The sequence below is a fragment of the Halolamina sp. CBA1230 genome (genome assembly GCF_002025255.2).
Classification (GTDB): Archaea; Halobacteriota; Halobacteria; order Halobacteriales; family Haloferacaceae; genus Halolamina.
Genome location: NZ_CP054587.1, coordinates 527,383 through 545,222 on the forward strand (window position 1 = coordinate 527,383; position 17,840 = coordinate 545,222).

Annotated in this window: 17 protein-coding genes and 2 tRNA genes; 9 read left to right on the forward strand and 10 right to left on the reverse strand. The window is 68.0% G+C overall.

What is annotated here, in order from left to right; all coding sequences use genetic code 11:
• Positions 1-27 precede the first annotated feature (27 nt).
• From B4589_RS02720 to B4589_RS02730, 3 genes are all read left to right on the forward strand, one after another.
• A complete protein-coding gene (locus B4589_RS02720) occupies positions 28-486 on the forward strand; it encodes a bis(5'-nucleosyl)-tetraphosphatase (protein WP_079232827.1) in 459 nt (152 codons plus the stop codon).
• Between the two features lie 4 nt (positions 487-490).
• The gene (locus tag B4589_RS02725) at positions 491-1,510 is read left to right on the forward strand and encodes a DUF5787 family protein (RefSeq protein WP_176330488.1); all 1,020 of its coding nucleotides are present in this window, start codon (positions 491-493) and stop codon (positions 1,508-1,510) included.
• A gap of 160 nt (positions 1,511-1,670) precedes the next feature.
• On the forward strand, positions 1,671-2,090 hold the full coding sequence (locus tag B4589_RS02730) for a universal stress protein (RefSeq protein ID WP_079232828.1): 420 nt from the start codon (positions 1,671-1,673) through the stop codon (positions 2,088-2,090).
• Between the two features lie 7 nt (positions 2,091-2,097).
• Here the strand turns inward: B4589_RS02730 and B4589_RS02735 are convergent, their stop codons facing one another.
• The 4 genes from B4589_RS02735 to B4589_RS02750 all read right to left on the reverse strand — a co-directional run bounded on the left by B4589_RS02735 (position 2,098) and on the right by B4589_RS02750 (position 4,551).
• The gene (locus tag B4589_RS02735; protein WP_079232829.1) at positions 2,098-2,556 is read right to left on the reverse strand and encodes a hypothetical protein; all 459 of its coding nucleotides are present in this window, start codon (positions 2,554-2,556) and stop codon (positions 2,098-2,100) included.
• A gap of 107 nt (positions 2,557-2,663) precedes the next feature.
• Entirely contained in the window at positions 2,664-2,936 is a 273-nt protein-coding gene (locus B4589_RS02740) for a hypothetical protein (RefSeq protein WP_079232830.1), read from the reverse strand.
• Positions 2,937-3,149: 213 nt separating this feature from the next.
• Positions 3,150-3,220: transfer RNA gene (locus B4589_RS02745), tRNA-Gly, on the reverse strand.
• Between the two features lie 356 nt (positions 3,221-3,576).
• On the reverse strand, positions 3,577-4,551 hold the full coding sequence (locus B4589_RS02750; protein ID WP_079232832.1) for an MBL fold metallo-hydrolase: 975 nt from the start codon (positions 4,549-4,551) through the stop codon (positions 3,577-3,579).
• 103 nt (positions 4,552-4,654) lie between these two features.
• On the opposite strand from B4589_RS02750, the gene B4589_RS02755 reads away from it, so the two are divergent.
• Positions 4,655-5,824 carry a DnaJ domain-containing protein gene (locus B4589_RS02755; protein WP_079232833.1) on the forward strand — a complete coding sequence of 390 codons (1,170 nt, stop codon included), beginning with the start codon at positions 4,655-4,657 and terminating at the stop codon, positions 5,822-5,824.
• A 3-nt stretch (positions 5,825-5,827) separates the two neighbouring features.
• Here B4589_RS02755 and B4589_RS02760 read toward each other — a convergent pair whose 3' ends face one another.
• Positions 5,828-6,457: a uracil-DNA glycosylase family protein gene (locus B4589_RS02760; RefSeq protein ID WP_079232834.1), complete on the reverse strand. Its 630-nt coding sequence runs from the start codon at positions 6,455-6,457 to the stop codon at positions 5,828-5,830.
• A 93-nt stretch (positions 6,458-6,550) separates the two neighbouring features.
• Between B4589_RS02760 and B4589_RS02765 the strand changes: the two genes are divergently transcribed.
• A complete protein-coding gene (locus B4589_RS02765) occupies positions 6,551-7,057 on the forward strand; it encodes a DUF5797 family protein (protein WP_079232835.1) in 507 nt (168 codons plus the stop codon).
• 70 nt (positions 7,058-7,127) lie between these two features.
• On the opposite strand, the gene B4589_RS02770 is transcribed toward B4589_RS02765, so the two are convergent.
• Entirely contained in the window at positions 7,128-8,498 is a 1,371-nt protein-coding gene (locus tag B4589_RS02770) for an MFS transporter (protein WP_079232836.1), read from the reverse strand.
• A gap of 247 nt (positions 8,499-8,745) precedes the next feature.
• Here B4589_RS02770 and B4589_RS02775 point away from each other — a divergent pair, with 247 nt between their 5' ends.
• The gene (locus B4589_RS02775) at positions 8,746-10,392 is read left to right on the forward strand and encodes a BCCT family transporter (protein WP_079232837.1); all 1,647 of its coding nucleotides are present in this window, start codon (positions 8,746-8,748) and stop codon (positions 10,390-10,392) included.
• Here B4589_RS02775 and B4589_RS02780 read toward each other — a convergent pair whose 3' ends face one another.
• Together B4589_RS02780 and B4589_RS02785 are read right to left on the reverse strand one after the other, a co-directional pair.
• The gene (locus tag B4589_RS02780) at positions 10,393-11,193 is read right to left on the reverse strand and encodes an HD domain-containing protein (protein ID WP_079232838.1); all 801 of its coding nucleotides are present in this window, start codon (positions 11,191-11,193) and stop codon (positions 10,393-10,395) included.
• Between the two features lie 157 nt (positions 11,194-11,350).
• Positions 11,351-11,536 carry a hypothetical protein gene (locus B4589_RS02785; protein WP_176330489.1) on the reverse strand — a complete coding sequence of 62 codons (186 nt, stop codon included), beginning with the start codon at positions 11,534-11,536 and terminating at the stop codon, positions 11,351-11,353.
• Positions 11,537-11,595: 59 nt separating this feature from the next.
• Here B4589_RS02785 and B4589_RS02790 point away from each other — a divergent pair, with 59 nt between their 5' ends.
• The 3 genes from B4589_RS02790 to B4589_RS02800 all read left to right on the forward strand — a co-directional run bounded on the left by B4589_RS02790 (position 11,596) and on the right by B4589_RS02800 (position 14,910).
• Entirely contained in the window at positions 11,596-11,889 is a 294-nt protein-coding gene (locus B4589_RS02790) for a twin-arginine translocase TatA/TatE family subunit (RefSeq protein ID WP_079232839.1), read from the forward strand.
• Positions 11,890-11,933: 44 nt separating this feature from the next.
• A tRNA-Arg gene (locus tag B4589_RS02795) sits at positions 11,934-12,006 on the forward strand.
• A 357-nt stretch (positions 12,007-12,363) separates the two neighbouring features.
• Positions 12,364-14,910, forward strand: coding sequence for a heavy metal translocating P-type ATPase (locus tag B4589_RS02800; protein ID WP_079232840.1), 2,547 nt, complete (start codon positions 12,364-12,366; stop codon positions 14,908-14,910).
• A 4-nt stretch (positions 14,911-14,914) separates the two neighbouring features.
• On the opposite strand, the gene B4589_RS02805 is transcribed toward B4589_RS02800, so the two are convergent.
• Both B4589_RS02805 and B4589_RS02810 read right to left on the reverse strand, forming a co-directional pair.
• Positions 14,915-17,158 (reverse strand): PAS domain S-box protein, encoded by a 2,244-nt coding sequence (locus tag B4589_RS02805; protein ID WP_079232841.1) that lies wholly within the window; start codon positions 17,156-17,158, stop codon positions 14,915-14,917.
• A gap of 48 nt (positions 17,159-17,206) precedes the next feature.
• Complete coding sequence (locus tag B4589_RS02810) at positions 17,207-17,794, reverse strand: AsnC family transcriptional regulator (protein ID WP_079232842.1); 588 nt, start codon at positions 17,792-17,794, stop codon at positions 17,207-17,209.
• Positions 17,795-17,840: the final 46 nt, after the last annotated feature.

Genomic DNA, 17,840 nt, shown 5'->3' on the forward strand with positions numbered 1-17,840 from the left:
TAAGAGCACGATGCGTATCCGCACGCAATGACGGTCGAAGCGACGTCCGCCGGAGCCATCCTCTTCCGCGACACCCGCGGCGAACGGGAGTACCTTCTCCTGAAGAGCCGTCCCGGGGACTGGGAGTTTCCCAAGGGCGGGGTCGAGGGGGAAGAGGAGCTCCAGCAGACCGCGATCAGGGAAGTGACGGAGGAAGCCGGCATCGAGGACTTCAGACTCATCGACGGCTTCCGCGAGGAGTACGACTACGTGTTCGAGGCAAACGGGGAGACCATCCACAAGACGGTCCACCTGTTCATCGCGCGGTCCTTCGAGGCGAGCGCCGAGCTCTCCTCGGAGCACCGGGATATGCAGTGGCGCGACTACGATCAGGCGCTCAACACCATCACCCAGGACGGCCCCCGCGACATCCTCGAGGAGGCTCACGACTACCTCGACGAGGTGAAGGAGGCCGACGGCGAGGGGTACGTCGGCACGCCGGCGTAAGGCGGTGTCCGCCCCCGCTATCGAGTCGGAGTTCACTTTCGAGCTACTGGTCTGTCGCTGGGCGGAGCTGGGCTGGCCGCCCGACGAGCCGGCGGACGCGAGCGACGGCCCCGTCATCGTCTCGCGCCAACTCGGCACCCAGCAGCGCCGCTGGGACACCATCGTGATCGAGTGCGACCCCGAAGGGCTCGCGGCGCGCCGTGAGTTCGGGGATCGGACTATCGACAGTGACCTCCTCCCCGTCGTGCGGCACGCGCCCGCCGACTGGGGGTACTACCGCGACGCGCTCCCGGACCCGGGCTACCCGTGGCGCTACGTCCGGGAGGCGATCCACCGCGCTGCCGCCCGGGGGCTCGTCGAGAAACGGAAGAACGATAACCGGATCGAGATCCGGCGGAAACGTGCCTACCCGGAGTGGGTGTCCCGGATCATCGCGATCGAGAACAAGCCGGACCTCGACGCCAGCGCCGCCGCCGCGCTCTCGGGGCAGTTGGAACACGACGTCGAGACCGCGCTGGCCGACGAGGTGTGGCTGGCGACGGGCCGGACCGGCGACCGGGTCGAGCCCGCGCTCCTGCGACAGTTCCCCGTCGAGGCGGGCGTGCTCACGTTCGACTTCTCGGCCGGAACGCACGCTGACGCCGCGACGGTCGACTGGCTCCCTTCGACGCTCGACCCCGAGAGCGACAGTGAACGGTTCGATCCCGGGGAGAAGACGCGGCGCCGGCGGCTGCTCGCCGAACGAGCGTACGGGAAGGGCTGGCGCTCGTTCACGGAGACGACCCGGCCCGACTGCCGGTGGTTCGATCTGGCCCGGACCGGCCGCGGGATGGTGCCGGTCTGTGGCGCGAAAGGTCGGTGTCAGAGCGAGGCCGAGTGCAGCAGCCGCTGTGGTTCGTTCGAACCGGAGCCGCCGCAGTGGCGGACGAACGGCTGGCCGATCGACGGCGGGCCGGGACAGGGCGTGCGACGGCTGCTTGAACGGCGGCGCGAGCGTGCTCGCCGTCGGTCGGGGGGTCCCTGAGGGCGCGCCGGAGCACTCGCCGGATCACGGGCGGGTAACGGGGACGGTCGACACACCGGTCGGGGTGACACTGGGAGGGTGCGAGGAAAACGGCGGCTCTCGGAGGAACGGCGATCGAAAACGGGGGTAGTGGTTTACCGCCGGGGCACCTACGTGGTGCATGGTCGCACGCGTGCTCGTCCCGATGGACGGCTCGGAGATGGCCGAGACGGCGCTCAGGTACGCCCTCGAGATCCACCCCGACGCGGAGATCCACGTCCTCAACGTCGTCGGCGAGCCGTCGCCGATGATGGGGAAGGCGCTCAAAGCCGCGCTGGAGGCGGACGTCGAGGAGAAAGCCCGGGAGCAGGCCTCGGCGGTGCTTGAACGCGCCCGCGAGATCGGCCGTGAGCACGACGTCGATATCCAGACGGAGGTGGCGTGGGGGAGTCCGGCGAAGGAGATCGTCGCGATGGCGGCGGAGTACGACGCCGTCGTCGTCGGTAGCCACAGCGGCTCGCTCGCCGATCGGCTGTTCGTCGGGAACGTCGCACGCAAAGTGGTCCGACGCTCGCCGGTCCCGGTGACCGTCGTCCGCTGACGCCGGCTCAGGGGTCGACGGCTCGATCGGCGCGCTGCATCTCCTCGTACAGCTCCATGTAGTCCGCCTCCGCCGACTGGAGCTCCCGCCTGAGCCACTCGTTCTCCTCGACGAGCCGGTCGATCGTGTTCTCGGCGTCGACGGACTCCTCAGCACGCAGGTCGAGCGCGAACTCGGTCACGTCGTGGGTGAAGTGGTCGTTCATCGCGTCGAGCACGGTCCCGGTGATCTCCTCGTCGGGCTTGCCTTCCTCCTCCAGTTCGACGATCTGTTTCCTGAACCGAGCCATCAGCTCGCTCGTCCCGCGCAGGAACTGCTTGCGGTCGCCGTCCTCGAGATCCTGTGCCAGGCTCTCGGCGACGAGGCAGAGCTGTTCGACGAGCCGCTTCGCTTCGTCGACGTTACCGTGGCTGAGCCGGTAGATCAGGACCTCGGTGTCCTGGACGAAGCGATTCTTCCGCTCCATTGAGGGTGTGGTGAAACGGCTATGGGTTAGTTCTTCGGCTGCCGGGAGGGTTCCGTGGGAAGGTAGAGTGGTTTCAGGACTGGTCGATCGACGGCTCCGACGACAACTCACTCGCCGTCCAGTTCGGCAGCGATCGCTTCCAGTTCCCCTTTCCGGAACCCATTGCTCTGGTCGCGGTTCTCGTCGATGTCGGCGGCTTCTTCGCTGATCGCCCGTCGCATCACGTCCTTTCCGGGAATGTTCGCTGTCTCCACGTCCGTATCCAGCGAGTCACACAACGCTGCCAACGCCTCCTTCGTGAACCCGGAAGAGACCAGTCGTTCGTGCCGTCCGACATCGACCCGGATCTCGTTGCGTAGTTCGTCGACGGTCTTGCTCATGTGAGGTGGGTTGTAGCTGTAGCGACCTGTACCTCCCGGTCCGCTACTCGAGCTCCGACAGTACTACGCGGAACGGTAAAGGTGGAACGCAGAAGTTGGATGCACCGACCGGGATTTGAACCAGAGCCGGACGTGCTCGTTCGTTCCACTCACTGCGCGCGACTGGCAGGGTTCAAATCCCTGTGCAGTTTACACCGCTTCGCTCGGAAAACATGCACCGACCGGGATTTGAACCCGGGCCATGAGCTTGGAAGGCTCAGGTCCTGCCACTAGACCATCGGTGCGCACCCGGAGTAACCACACGCAGAAATAAGGGCGTTCCCCTTCGGGGCGATCCTTCAAGTACGATGCCGGGACCACCCTGCCCGTGCCCTGACCTTCACCGCCGGCGGGGGAGCGGGAGCGCGGTGTGTCCGTCGGCGGCGCCCAGCACCGCCTGTTCGCTCTCAGTCGTCGGCCGCCGCCGGCGCGACCGTATCGCGGCGTCGGACAGTCTTGCGCAGGTCGTCGGCGACCGTCGACGCCGATCCGACCTGATCGCCGTCGAGCGGGAACGCTCGGACGTCGTAGTGGAGCGCGATGCCTTCGCGCCCATCGCGGTCGGGATTTTGGCCGTGGCCGGGCGTGCGGTCGTGAACGTCTACGGTTCGGGGAACAGTTCGTCGACGTCCGGGTCGTCGACGACGAGTCGGTAGTCGGTCGCCTCCCGCTCGACGACCCCGTGGCGTTCGAGGTGGTCGAGGTGGGCGAACGCCTCGCCGGGCCCGTGGAGGATGTGGATCGTCTCCAGTTCGCCGAACAGGTGGTGGCTCACGGTCCAGACGTCACACGCGCCGTGGCGGTCGAGCAGGTCGATCACCTTTTCGGTCCGCTCGCGATGGTGGCCGATGATCTCCCGCGCTCGGCCCGCCGGGTCCTCGATCGGGTCGCGGTGGCCGGGCAGCGCGCGCTCCCAGTCGCGCTCGACCACTTCGATGAGGCTGTCGACGTACTTCGCCAGCGGCGACTCCACCCGTACGTCGGCACCGCCGACGTTGGGCGTGTACTTCGGGAGGATCACGTCACCGACGAACGCCTGACGATCACCGCCGTCCTCGAACGCGAAGGCGGTGAGCCCGGCGGAGTGGCCGGGGAGGTGGACCGCCTCGAACTCGGTCCCGTTCACGTCGAAGCGGTCGCCGCCGGTGAACGGTGTCACGTCGACGTCCTCGCCGGCGAGCTCGGCGTGGCCCTCGAGGAAGGAGAGCAGTTCCTCGCGTGGCTCGTCGGGAAGCTGCCAGCCCTCGAACGTCTCCTGCTGGAGAGATCGGTCCTCGATAAACGACGCCTCCTCTCCAGAGATCAGCGCGGCGTCTGCCTCGTGGGCGTGGACAGTCGCTCCGCCGGCGTTCTGGATCATCCCAGCCAGGCCGGCGTGGTCGTAGTGCCAGTGCGTCAGGAACACGCGATCGACGTCGGCAGGCGTGACGCCGAACGACGCGAGCGCGTCGACGAACTCCTCGCGGGTCGGCTCGGTGGCGACGCCAGCGTCGACGAGCACGGTCTCCTCGCCCTGCAGGAGGTAGACGTTGTTCTCCCCTTCGAAGACGGTGTTCCCCAGACGGATCCGTTCCATACCCGAACTGCTCGGCCGCCGCCCAAGAGGGTTCCCACTTCGCGTGACAGCTGGGCGACCGAAGGGCGGTAGATTCAAACACGGACTGGTCGTAGCGGGAGCCATGCCGGCGGACCTCTACGACGTTCTCGGTGTCCCCGACGACGCCGCCGCCGAGGAGTTGAAACGCGCGTACCGAAAGCGCGTCCGGGAGTACCACCCGGACGTGAACGACCACCCGGAGGGTGACGCGCAGTTCAAACTCGTCAGGACGGCCCACGACGTGCTCTCGGACCCGGCCGAGCGCAAGACGTACGATCGGCTGGGCCACCGCGAGTACGTCGAGAAGCATCTCGACGATCTCCCGCCGGTGTCGGTGTTCCCCGACGAGGACCTCCCCGACGGGGCGTCGACGACCGAGACGGCGACGGACGTCAGCACGTCCTCGACAGCATCGACGAGCGGGACGACAGAACCGTCGACGGGAGGGCCCGGCGACACGTCGACCGACAACACGTCGACGACCAGTACAACGACTACCCAGTCCGGATCGGCCACGGGAACGGCCGAACCGACCAGCGGTGACGGGTCGACAGGGAGCAGCACGTCGACGGCCGACGAACGATCGACGGGGAGCAGCAGATCGACGGCGAACGAGCGTTCGTCGACCGCCGGAACAGCGTCGAGCGGGAGCAGCAGCTCGACGGGGACCACCGACGAACGAGCCACGACCGCCGGCGCCGAACGCGACAGTTGGGACGCCGCTACAAGTTCGGCACAGACCGCCACGGGCGACTCGTCGGTCCCCGCCGGCGTCCGTCGACGGCGCGGACTGAAGCGCTGGTACGGCGTCGTCGTCCTGTCGCTGCTCGTCTACGCTGGCGGCCTCGGCGTCTATGCGCTCCCGCGGCTGGCCGCGATACGTGAGTTCGTCGGCGACGTGACGGCGTCGCCGGCCGCGGCGCTGCTCGGCCCGTTCCCGCTCGGCTCGCCGACCGCGTACGTTCTCGAGGCCGCTCGGGCGGCCACTGCGGGAACACCGACATTGGGACTGGTGCTGCTCGCGGGGACGGTACTGCTCCCGCTGGTCGTGCTGACGACCGTCGGGCGGTTCGGGCGCGGCGCCGCGTGGCTGTACGCGCTGCCCTCGCTCGCGCCAGGGCTCTGTCTCGCGGTCTGGCCGGTCGTCGCCGTCCCGACGGTGGTCGCACTGCTGGGGCTGATCGTGCTGCCCGTACTGAGCGCCGGCGGGTTCCTCGTCGACGTCGGCCGGTACCTGCTGGCGACGCGCTGAGCGCTACCGGACGTGGTAGGACTCCCCACCCGGGAGGAACCGACCGAGATCGCTCTCCCTGCGGAAATCAGTCGACTGGAGCTTCAGCAGCGACTCCACCAGCAGGTCGGCGTCGCCGTCGTCCCAGTCAGCCGGATCCTTGATCGGGACCACCAGCCAGCCGCTTCCCAGTAGCTCCTGCCCGTGGAGGCGGTCCATCTCGATCTCGGTCCGGTGGGCGCGGGCGGTGAACGTCTCCACGACGTGCCGGGTCGCGCGCTCGCCGACCGGGAGCAGTACGTGGGCGGCGATGGCGCGAACCTCGGCGTCGAAGTACCGCTCCATCTCGCGATAGGAGTCCTCGGTCGGCTCGCCGTCCGGAACGCACATGTGGAGGTACGAGAGGAACGTCCGCTCGACCTCGGGCTCGTCGCCGACGGAGTGGAGCAGGCCGGCCTCGTGGAGCGCGTCCTGGAGGCGCTCTGCCGCCGGCGTGCCCGTGAACGGAACGCCGGTGTCGACACCGCCGTGGACGCCCGGGTGGTCGCCGACGACGTGGAAGTCGGCGTTGGCGTCGCCGTAGCCGGGGACGAAGCGATCGCAGGGCGGCGCCATCCCGAACGGGTTCGACACGCGGTCGGTGACGTTTCGCACGTCGCCCCGTAGCGGGGTGGCGGGCTTAGCTGGCGTGGTTCCGGCCCGCCGGGACCGGAATAGCCATACGCCCCGACGCCCCAGCCACGGTCGATGAGTCTGAGCGACGAGGCCAAGGAGCGCCTCGCCGACATCGTGACCCTCCAGCCGACCAAGAACAAGGAGCTCCAGGATCGCTGGGGGATGGAGTCGGGGAGCGAGGTCCACCAGTATCTCGAGTCGGAGCTGAGCGACTACTACTACCGCGACGACGACAGCCTGATCCGGGCGACCGCCGAGGGCGTCGACCTCGTCGACGTCGAACCGAGCGTGCCGCCCGAGGACGAGGAGGGCGGCGTCCCGGACCGGATTCGAGTGCCACGGCTCCACGCGCAGGTGCTCGACGTGCTCGCGGGGCCGGACGAACGCTCCGAGAGCGTCGTGAGCGTGCTCCAGAAGCTCCGCGAGGGGTTCGACGCCGACCCCGACGTCGAGGCAGTCCGCGACGCGTTGGGGAGCCTGCGCCGGAAGAACGTGGTCGAGGTGGAGTACCGCACGGTGCCGACATATCGCCTCGCGGTCGAACGGGAGGCGTTCGAGGTCGAAGCGATGGAAGCCTGACCTGCTCGGCACGCAGTCAGCCGAGCAGGGTGCCTGACTCCCTCGACACGCGGTCAGCCGAGCAGGGCGACTAATCCCCCAACGCCGGCTCCGCCTCCGACTCCTTCGACATGGTGTGGGTGAACCAGAACACCCCGGTCGCGAACAACACGAACACCGACGCCGTGAGGAACGCCTCGACGGTGCCCACGAAGTCCTTTATCAGCCCGACCCCGAGCGGGCCGGCGGTCTGCCCGACCTTCCAGGAGATCGACCGAAGCGACATCGCGCTCGCGACCGAGTCGTACTTCTCGCCCTCCTCGACGAACAGCGCCATGCTCGCCGGCAGCCGGATCGAGTCACCGATCCCCAGGATCGCGTAGGCGGCGAACAGCACGAGGAAGCCGCCGCCGAGCTCCTGCCCGTGGCCGAAGTACCCCAGATAGAACCGCCCCATCGTCTCCTCGGCCGGCAGCGACAGCGGGATCAGCGCGATCCCCAGGCCGTACACCAGCGCGCCCACGGCAACGAACTTCGCGCGGTCGCCGATCCGGTCGGTGAGGTCGCCGACGTACCCCTGGAGGAGCGCCTTGGTGATCTTCCCGCCCGCGAGGATCCACCCGATCGCGAAGGCGTTGATGCCGAACTCCGTGCGCGCGAGGATCGGGAGGAAGATGATCACCGCCATCTTCCCGACCGAGAAGGAGAGCCGGAACAGCACCAGCGACCGCAGCATCGGCAGTTTGAGCAGTTTCTTGATCGTCCCGATCCCCGACTGCGCCTCGGGGTCGTCGACGCCACCGCCGGGGTTGTCACGGAGCTCCGTATAGACGAACACGAACGCGACCAGCGTGACTCCCGCCAGCACGAGGAACACCACCCGCGACTGGAGCGGGTCGTACATCGAGAGCAGCAGACCGCCGACCAGATCGCCCGCGAGCGAGGAGAACGCCGCGACCTGGTTGTACGAGCCGAGCCAGCGGCCGCTCTCGTCGTCGGGCGAGATCTGCCCGACGACCGTCGAGCCCGTGATCCAGAGGATGCTGGCGCCGACCCCCTGAAGCATCCGGACGAAGACGACTTGCAGCGAGCCGTTGGTCGTCCAGAGCGCGCCCGCGCCGACGGTTTCGAGGGCGGCGACGATCTCGGCGTTGATCGGATCGGCGATGAACATGTACCCCACGAACACCAGGACGTTGAGCAACATCCCGCCGAGCAGCCAGTGTTTGGCGTTCCCGGTGTCGATCTTCCGGCCCAGCGGGAGCACGATCAGCAGCTGGACCGACGCGAACGCGGTGCCCCAGAGCCCCTCGACGAACCCGGTGGTGTCGAACGTGTTGGCGTAGAGCGCGAGCGTGATGATGATCGTGGAGTACGCCTGGCTCCGGGCGAACGCGGTGCCGGCGAGCGAGAGGAACTCCCGGTTCCGGAGCAGGGCAACCGAGTTTCCGAAACGTGCCACTATTCGTCGGATCGAACACGACACTCCGGGATAAAGGAATCCTTCGCCGCAGCGTTTTCCGGGACGGGGACAGGCCGCCGCCGAGTATCCGCCTGATTTGACCGTCGGGGTTCAACAGATACATACCTCTCAGTTCACTGTACATCGGTCGGATGCACGCAATCGGCGTGAGATCGTTTGGTTCAGCAGCGATAGCGTCGGATAGTGTCGAACCACAGGTCGTGCCACGAACTCTCGTACCAGACTCGTGAGTGTAACGTCTCGGCTCGCCGGCGCAGTCGAATCGTTCCGTGAGAAGTCCGATCTGGCCGTCTTCGGTCTCTCGGTAGCCACACTCCTGGCGATCATCGTCGCCATCGTCGCGTTCTCCGACACCGCCGCGTCGGCGCTGGGAACGGCGAACCAGTTCATCATCACGAACCTGGGGTGGCTCTACCTCTGGGTCGTGTTCCTCTCGTTCGTGTTCGTCGCCTACATCATGATCGGCCCGTGGGGGCGGATCAAGCTCGGTGGCCCCGATGCGGAGCCGGAGTTCACGTTCTGGCAGTACCTCGTGATGACGTTCACCGCGGGGCTCTCCTCGGGCGGACTGGAGTTCTGGGGCCCCGTCGAGCCGCTGATCCACTACGGAACGCGGCCGCCGTACTTCGACTCCTCGCCGGGAACGTGGGGCCGGATGGCCGACGCGTTGCAGTACGCCATCTACCACTACGGGCTCTCGGCGTGGGCCACCTACCTGGTGTTCGCGGTGGCGATCTCGTACTTCGTCTACCGGAAGGACGCGCCGTTCCGGCCGGCAGTCATCCTCGCGCCGTTCCTCGGAACCGACAACCTCGACGGCCCGCTGGGGAAGCTGGTGGACGCGCTGGCGGTCGTGATCACCGTCAGCGGGATCACCGTCTCCTTCGGCCTGGGGATCAGCCAGTTCGCCTCCGGCCTCTCGTTCAAGTGGGGGATCGGACTCGGCCAGATCGGCCGGATCGGGCTGATCCTCGTCGTCGGGGCGCTGTTCCTCCTGTCGGTGATCGCCGGGATCCAGAAGGGGATCAAGCGGTTCGCCGACCTCAACGTCTTCCTCCTCATCGGGCTGATGGCGGCCATCTTCGCCTTCGGGCAGGCGACGACGCTGGTCAACCTCACGACGCAGGCGATGACCGGCTACGTCACTGACTTCGTCGGGATGAGCCTCTTCTTCGCGCCCGACGGCGACACGACGACCTGGCTGAGCTCGTGGACGCTCTTCTTCTGGCCGTGGTGGCTCACGTTCGCGCCGATGATCGGCATCTTCATGGCCCGGATCTCAAAGGGGCGCACCCTGCGTGAACTGGTGTTCGCGGGCCTGTTCGGGTCGTTCGCGCTCACGGTCCCGTGGTACGCTGCCACCGGCGGCTCCGCGCTCCTGCTCCAGACGTCCGGCGCCGCGGACCTGCTCGGCGTCTACGAGTCGTCGGGGTTGGAGGCCGTCGGCTTCGGGCTGTTCGAGGAGCTGCTCCCGTACCCCGGCGTGTTCTCGGCGGCGCTGCTGGTGCTGGTGGTCAGCTTCCTGATCACCACGCTCGACTCCTCGACGCTGAGCATCGCGATGATGGCCGCCGGCGGCGACGAGTCGCCGTCGACGATCAACCGCCTCGTCTGGGGCCTGATGATGGTGCTGCTCACGATCGCGCTCAGCCTCGCCGGCGGGATGTCGGTGCTCCAGTCGTTCACCATCCTCGTCGGGCTGCCGACAGCGATCCTCTGTGCGATCGCGATGCTGGGCATGCTGATCGAACTGGAGCGGGAGTTCCCGGTTCTCACCGAGAGCGACAACGAGGCGAGCGAGCGGTCGACGACGGCGGCGGCCGCACAGCCGTCAGTCGAGCAGCAACAGCAGTCGGCGGGCTCGGACGACTGACTAGAGCTCGATCCGTTCGACCAGATCGTCGTCGCTTTTCGTGTTGACGGCGACGATGCGGACGTCGTCCTCGATCATCGACTCCCGGAGCTTGTCCTTGAGGAGGTTGTCGACCTGGTAGACGCCGGCGGCGTTGATCATCTCGATCTCGACGAGCACCGGCGTCCCGTTGCCGGGCTGGAGGCTCACCTTCCGGATCGCCTGGCTGGAGAGCGTGTTGATCCCCCGACCGCCCTCCTCGTAGGGGATGCGCGAGCGACCGCGTTCCATGTCGAGCGCGTCGGCGACGCGGATCACGCCCGCCTCGCGGGTCAGCGGCGTCTCCTCGGTGTGATGGCAGAGGATCGCGTGCAGCACCTCCGCCTTCACGCGGACCTTCTCGGGCGTCTCATAGAACCGATCGAGGAAGTGATCGAGGAAATCCGCCGCCAGCGGGATGGAGTAGTAGGCGTGCTCGTCGCGGTGGACGACGTGGCCCACGTCGTGCAGCGTCGCCGCGAGCGCCACGATCACCGGCTCGTCGGCCTCGTCGAGCCCCTGCTGGCTCGCGCCGTTGAACTCGACGCCGCCGGCTTTCAGCAGGTCGTACAGTCGAAGCGCACGGTTCCGAACGATCTCGATGTGTTTGCTGCCGTGGTCGTTGTACCCCTTCCGCGTGACCGCGTTGACGTTCTGGGCGTCGAGGTAGGCGACCACTTCCGGATGCTCGATCAGCGCCGGGAGCACCTCGTTGAGTCGCTCGTCCGGGAAGGCGTGCTGCTCCTGGGGATCGTACTGGTGGTCGGCGGTGTCGGTGGCCATACGCTTCGTCTCACGGAGCGGAGGGAAAAAGCTCGTCGGGTGATCAGTCGCCCGCCGCGGCTGACCGCGTGCCGTCGGCGATCAGTCGCCCGCCGCGGCTGACTGCCTGCCGTCGGCGATCAGTCGCCCGCCGCGGCTGACTGCCTGCCGTCGGCGATCACTCGCCCGCAGCGTTTCGGACCGCGTCGGCGACGGTCGGGGAGTCGGGTTCGACGCCGGGGTCGCCGGCCAGCCAGCGGTACGTGACGGTCCCGTCGGCGTCGAGAACGAACACCGATCGGCGGGCGACGTCGTCGATGCCGAACCGGTCGTAGCGCGTGCGGACACCGTACGCGTCCCGCAAAACGCTCCCCCCGATATCCAAAAGGCCTATAGTCGGGAGTGAGGTACACCCGCATAGAGATGTTCCAGACTGCGCCGCTACAAGTACCGATCCCCGGGGGGCCCGAGCTCGTCATCATCCTCCTCGTGCTCGTGCTCCTGTTCGGCGCGAACAAGATCCCGAAGCTGGCTCGGTCGACCGGGCAGGCGATGGGTGAGTTCCAGAAGGGCCGACAGGAGCTGAACGAGGAGCTCGAAGACATGAAGGAAGGGCCGAACACGGACGACGACACCACCTCCTCGACGACCACGGAGAACGAGGACGAGGAGACGACGACCGAGACCGAGACGTCGTCTTCGTCCTCGAACCAGTAGCGCCGAAGCGTGTTCTTTTGACCTCCGGGCCGGTAGCGGCAGTAGGGCGTGTGGCCTAGCGGACAAGGCGAGGGGTTCCTAACTCCTCGAGCGTGGGTTCGAATCCCACCACGCCCGTCTTCCGGCGAACGAAGTGAGCCGTGAAAACAGCTCAGGGGGGATTCGAATCAGGGAGGTCGCGCGCAGCGAGCGAGCACGTCCGACCGTGGTTCGAATCCCACCACGCCCGCTCTCGTGTCGAGCGAAGCGAGACCGAGAGCGTCGCGTGTGGGATTCCGAACCCTGTCAGTCGCAGCGACCGAGCGAAGCGAGGTCGACCGTCTGACTCCGGTTCGAACCCACCACGCCACTGGTGAAGTCGGCGTCCGACGACTCGCCGTTAATAACTCAACCCTCACAAATTACCAAATACTCGCATAGAGACCCGCCGTATTAGCAGTGAGATTATTAACTGCGTAGCGACTACCCTCGTGTATGAGCGGCCACGGGGGAGCAAGCGACGACACCGACCCACCCGACAACGAGCGGACAGCCGACGCCGACGAGGAGTCCCTCCAGCTCACCGTCCCCGAGATGGACTGCCCGTCGTGTGCCGGCAAGGTCGAGCGCAGCGTCCGCGAACTCGACGCCGTCGCGGACGTCGACCCGCAGGTGACCACCGGCACGCTGACCGTGCGCTACGACCCCGACGGGGCCACTCCCGAGGACGTGGCCGAGCGCGTCGAGGGCGCGGGGTACGCGGTCGAGTCCGGCGTCGGCGAGGCGACCGAGACGTTCACCGCACCGGAGATGGACTGCGCCTCCTGTGCCGGGAAAGTCGAGAACGCTGTCGCGGACGTCGACGGCGTCACCACCTACCGGACCCAGCCCACCACCGGGAAGGTTACGGTCACGTTCGACCGCGGGCGAACGACCGCCGACGAGGTCACGCGGGCGATCGAGAACGCCGGCTACGAGGTGGTCGACTCGACCGCCGACGGCGGCGACGGCGGCGTCGCCGAAACCGAGAGCGTCTGGCGGAGCCGACGGGCGATCAAGACGTGGGTCAGCGGCGTGTTCACTGCGCTCGGCCTGCTGTTCGAGTTCGTTCTCGGCGGGGCGAACGCCGAGCTGCTGGCCGCCGGCGCGGTGACGATCACGACCGCCGACGCGCTGTTCCTCGCCGCGGTCGTCGCGGGCGGGCAGGAGATCGTCCGCGGCGGCTACTACTCGCTGCGGAACCGCAACCTCGACATCGACCTGCTGATGAGCCTCGCGATCCTCGGCGCCGTCGCCGTCAGCCTGGGGTTCGGCGAGGCGCTGTACATGGAGGCCGCGACGCTCGCGTTCCTGTTCAGCGTCGCCGAACTGCTGGAGCGCTACTCGATGGACAGGGCACGGAACTCCCTACAGGAACTGATGGATCTCTCGCCCGACGAGGCGACGGTCCGCCGCGACGGGGAGGAGGTCACGGTTCCCGTCGATCAGGTCGCCGTCGGCGACGTGGTGGTCGTGAAGCCGGGCGAGAAGATCCCCCTCGACGGCGAAGTGATCGAGGGCGAGAGCGCGGTGAATCAGGCGCCGATCACCGGCGAGAGCGTCCCCGTGGACAAGACGCCCGGCGACGAGGTGTACGCCGGGACGGTCAACGAGCAGGGGTATCTGGAGGTGCAGGTCACCTCCGAGGCCGGCGACAACACGCTCTCCCGGATCATCGAGATGGTCGAGGACGCCCAGGCGAACAAGACCGAGCGCGAGCAGTTCGTCGAGCGGTTCGCGGGCTACTACACGCCCGTCGTGGTCGTCTTCGCGGTGCTCGTGACCGCGCTGTCGCCGACCGTCCTGGGCGTCTCCGCCACGCAGGCGATCGTCTACGGGCTGACGCTGCTCGTGCTCTCCTGTCCCTGCGCGTTCGTCATCTCCACGCCCGTCTCCGTGGTCTCGGGGATCACCAGCGGCGCGAAAAACGGCGTCCTGATCAAGGGCGGCGACCACCTCGAAGCGATGGGCGAGGTCGACGCCGTCGCCCTCGACAAGACGGGGACGCTCACGGCCGGGGAACTGCGCGTCACCGACGTGGTCCCGCTGGGAGAGAACGACGAGGCGGACGTGCTCCGGTGTGCGAAGGGGCTCGAATCCCGCTCGGAACACCCCATCGGCGAGGCGATCGTCGAGCGCGCTGAGAGCCGCGGCGTCGACGACCGCGCTGTCGACGAGTTCGAGAGCATCACCGGGAAGGGAGTCCGGGCGGAGCTCGACGGGACCACCCACTACGCCGGGAAGCCGGGGCTGTTCGAGGAGCTGGGGTTCGACCTGAACCACGTCCACGCAGCGACCGACGGCGGCGTGGTCACGCGGAAGAGCCAGCGGCTCTGTGAGCGCAACGACTGCGTCGACCTGCTGGAGACGGTCGTCCCCGACCTCCAGACAGAGGGGAAGACAGTCGTGCTTGTCGGGACTGACGAGGAGATCGAGGGTGTGATCGCTGTCGCCGACGACGTCCGCCCGGAAGCGGAGCGGGCGGTCGCCCGGCTCCACGATCTGGGTGTCGAGCACGTGGTGATGCTGACCGGCGACAACGAGCGGACCGCCCGCGCGATCGCCGAGCGCGTCGGCGTCGACGAGTTCCGCGCCGAACTACTCCCGGAGGACAAGGTCGACGCCGTGCGTGAGTTGGACGACGAGTACGACGGCGTCGCGATGGTCGGCGACGGGATCAACGACGCCCCCGCGCTCGCGACGGCGACCGTCGGCGTCGCGATGGGCGCGGCGGGGACGGACACCGCAATCGAGACCGCCGACATCGCGCTGATGGGCGACGATCTCTCGCGGCTGCCGTACCTCTACGAACTCTCCCACGACGCCAACGGCGTGATCCGGCAGAACATCTGGACCAGCCTCGCGGTGAAGGCGGGGCTCGCGCTGGCGGTGCCGTTCGGCTACGTCCCCATCTGGGCCGCCGTCCTGATCGGCGACGCGGGGATGACGCTGGGCGTGACGGGGAACGCGATGCGGCTCTCCCGGATCACGCCCGAGGAGTGACGCCTCACTCCGCGTCCGCAGCGGGGAGTGTGACGGAGAACGTCGCCCCTTCACCCGGTTCAGAGTCGACCCAGATCTCCCCGTCGTGGCGGTCGACGATGCGCTCACAGAGCGCGAGCCCGATCCCCGTCCCCGACTCGTCGTCCCGGCCCAGGCGTTCGAACATCTGGAAGACGCGCTCGGACTGATCCGGATCGATGCCGACGCCCTCGTCGGAGACGGCGACGACCCACTCCGCGCCGTCGCGTTCGGCGTCGATAGTGACGGTGGGGTCGCCGTCGCCGCTGTACTCGATGGCGTTCTCGAGCAGGTTCTGGAACACTTGCCGGAGCTGGCTGGCGTCGCCCTCGACAATCGGGAGCGACGCGACCGTCACGTCGGCGCCGCTCTCCGCGAGCTTCACCTGCAGGTCCTCGCTGACGGCGTCGACGACGTCGTTCAGGTCGACCGGCTCGAACGGGTCCCCCCGGGTCTCGATGCGAGAGTACTCGAGCAGCCCGTCGATCATCTCGCGCATCCGCTCGGCGCCGTCGACCGCGTACTCGAGGAACTCCTCGCCGTCGCCGTCGAGCTCCTCGCCGTAGCGCTCGTCGATCAGCTGGAGGTAGGAGGAGACCATCCGCAGTGGCTCGTTGAGGTCGTGGGAGACCGCGTAGGCGAACTCCTCCAGCCGCTCGTTCGAGCGCTCGAGCTTCCGCTCGTACTCCTTCCGGTCGGAGATATCCCGGACGACGCCGACCCGACGCACGCTCCCGTCGGACGGGGGCAACAGCGCGAACGTCGCCTCCGCGGGGAGGCGTTCGCCGCCGGCGCACACGAGCTCCGTCTCGATCGTCGGGGTCCGTTGCTCGCCGTCGCGGAGCGATCTCTCGGCCTCGAGTGCCCGTTCGACCGTCCCCTCGTCGACGACCAGCGAGACGTGTGCGCCGAGCAGTTCCTCCCGGTCGTAGCCGACCATCTCGGCGTAGCGGTCGTTGACCGTCGTGAACGTCCCGTCCCCGTCGACGACGTAGACGCCGTCGTTGAGCGTCTCGACGAGCGTCTGGTACCGTTCGAGCTCGCGCTCGCGCTCCTTGCGCTCGGTGATGTCGACCAAGTACCCCAGGAAGTTCGTGACCATCCCGTCCTCGCGCACGATCTTCGTCGTGTCCCGAACCCACCTGGTCTCGCCGTCCGCGGTGACGATCCGATACGGGTCGTGACTGAACCGTTCGGTCCCGCCGTCGGTGTTCTCGGCGACCTCCTCGACGACGCGGTCGATATCCTCGTCGTGGATCAGGTCGGCGAAGGCGATCTCTCCGGCGGTGAGTTCGGCGGGCGTGTAGCCGAACGCGTTCTCGACGTTCGGCGAGACGTACTCGACGGGCCACCCCGCCTCGGCGTCGGGCGCCCAGCGGAACACGACGGCCGGTCCGGCGGCGAACGTCTCGCGTTCCTCCTCGAGCCGCGCGACGGCCCGCCGGCGCTGAGTCACGTCGGTGATTATCCCCTCGATCTCCACCAGTTCGCCGTCCTCGAAGATGCCACGGCCGAACTCCCTGACCCAGCGCGTCTCACCGCCGGCGGTCACGATCCGGTACTGCTCGGAGAACGGCTCCCGGTCGGTCACGGTCGACTGGACCCGGTCCCAGAGGTCGTCACGGTCCGCGTCGTGAACCACGTCGTCGCCGTAGTCCACGGCCCCGTGTTCGAGCGCCTCTGAGGGGTAGCCGGTCACCTCCCCGCAGGCGTCGCTGACGAACTCCATCGGCCACCCTCGCTCGTTCCGGCAGCGGTACACCATCCCGGGAACGTTGTCGATCAGCCGCGACAGTCGGCGCTCGCGCTCGCGAAGCGCACGCTGCAGTTCCTGACTCCCGTCCCCGTCGTGGGGCTGGAGGAGGCAGATACCGCCCCCGCCCGGTAGCGCGCCGACCCGGGCGCCGCAGTGAGTCGACTCCCCGTCGGCGGTGGTGACGGAGAGGTCGGTCGACGCCGTCTCGCCGTCGCCGGTCGCCGCTCGCGTACTCATCGCGCGCTCGAGCCGTCGCCACCCGTCGTCGCCGACCACGGCCGAGACGTGCTCCCCGCGGAGGTCGCCGCGGGCGTGTCCGGTCACGTCGAGCAGGTCGTCGTCGACGTCAGTGACGGACCCGTCCCGATCGAACCGGAGCACGCCGCCGTCGACGAGCCCAGCGAGAGCCCGGTACTGCTCGGGCGGACGGTCCGCAGCGCCGCCCCCGTCGGCGGCCCCCGCTGGATCACTCATGCGCACAGTGGTGCGACGCTGACAGCAAAAGTGCTCCGGCTGTCCCCCTCAGGCTCCCTCCTCCATCCGCTCGTAGCGCTCCACGAACCGCGAGCGACAGGAGGGACAGCAGAAGTGGTACACGTCGTCGCCCAGGCGTTCGGTCTCTCCCTCGCTGTCGACGGTGTTGCCACACTCGTCACAGCTCAGCGCGAACTCGACGCCGCCCAGCGCGGGCGTCCACTCGACGTCGTCGACGACGGTGACCTCGCGCTCAATGACGACGGCGTCGCCCACGAGATCGGTCAGCCAGCCGCGCACGCCGTTCGCCTCGGCGCGACCGTAGAACAGCAGCTCCTCGTCGGCGGTCACGAACAGGTGTTCGACCGCGGTGGCGGCCGACACGCGATCCCGGAGGTCCTCCATCCCGTCCTCGACAGCGAGACGGACGAACACGGGCACCCCGGCACGTAGCTGCGAGCGGTCCACGTCGACGGTGAACCGCTCCAGCACGCCCGAATCCTGGAGTCGCTGGACGCGATCGGAGACGGCCGGCCCCGAGAGCCCGACGTCGTCGCCGATCTCGCTGTACGACCGGCGAGCGTTCTCGGCCAGCAGCTCGATGATCCGCAGGTCGGTCTCGTCGAGGTCGCGCATGGGTCGGGGTACGGGGACCGGCACCAAAGACCTTCGCCGTCGTCGG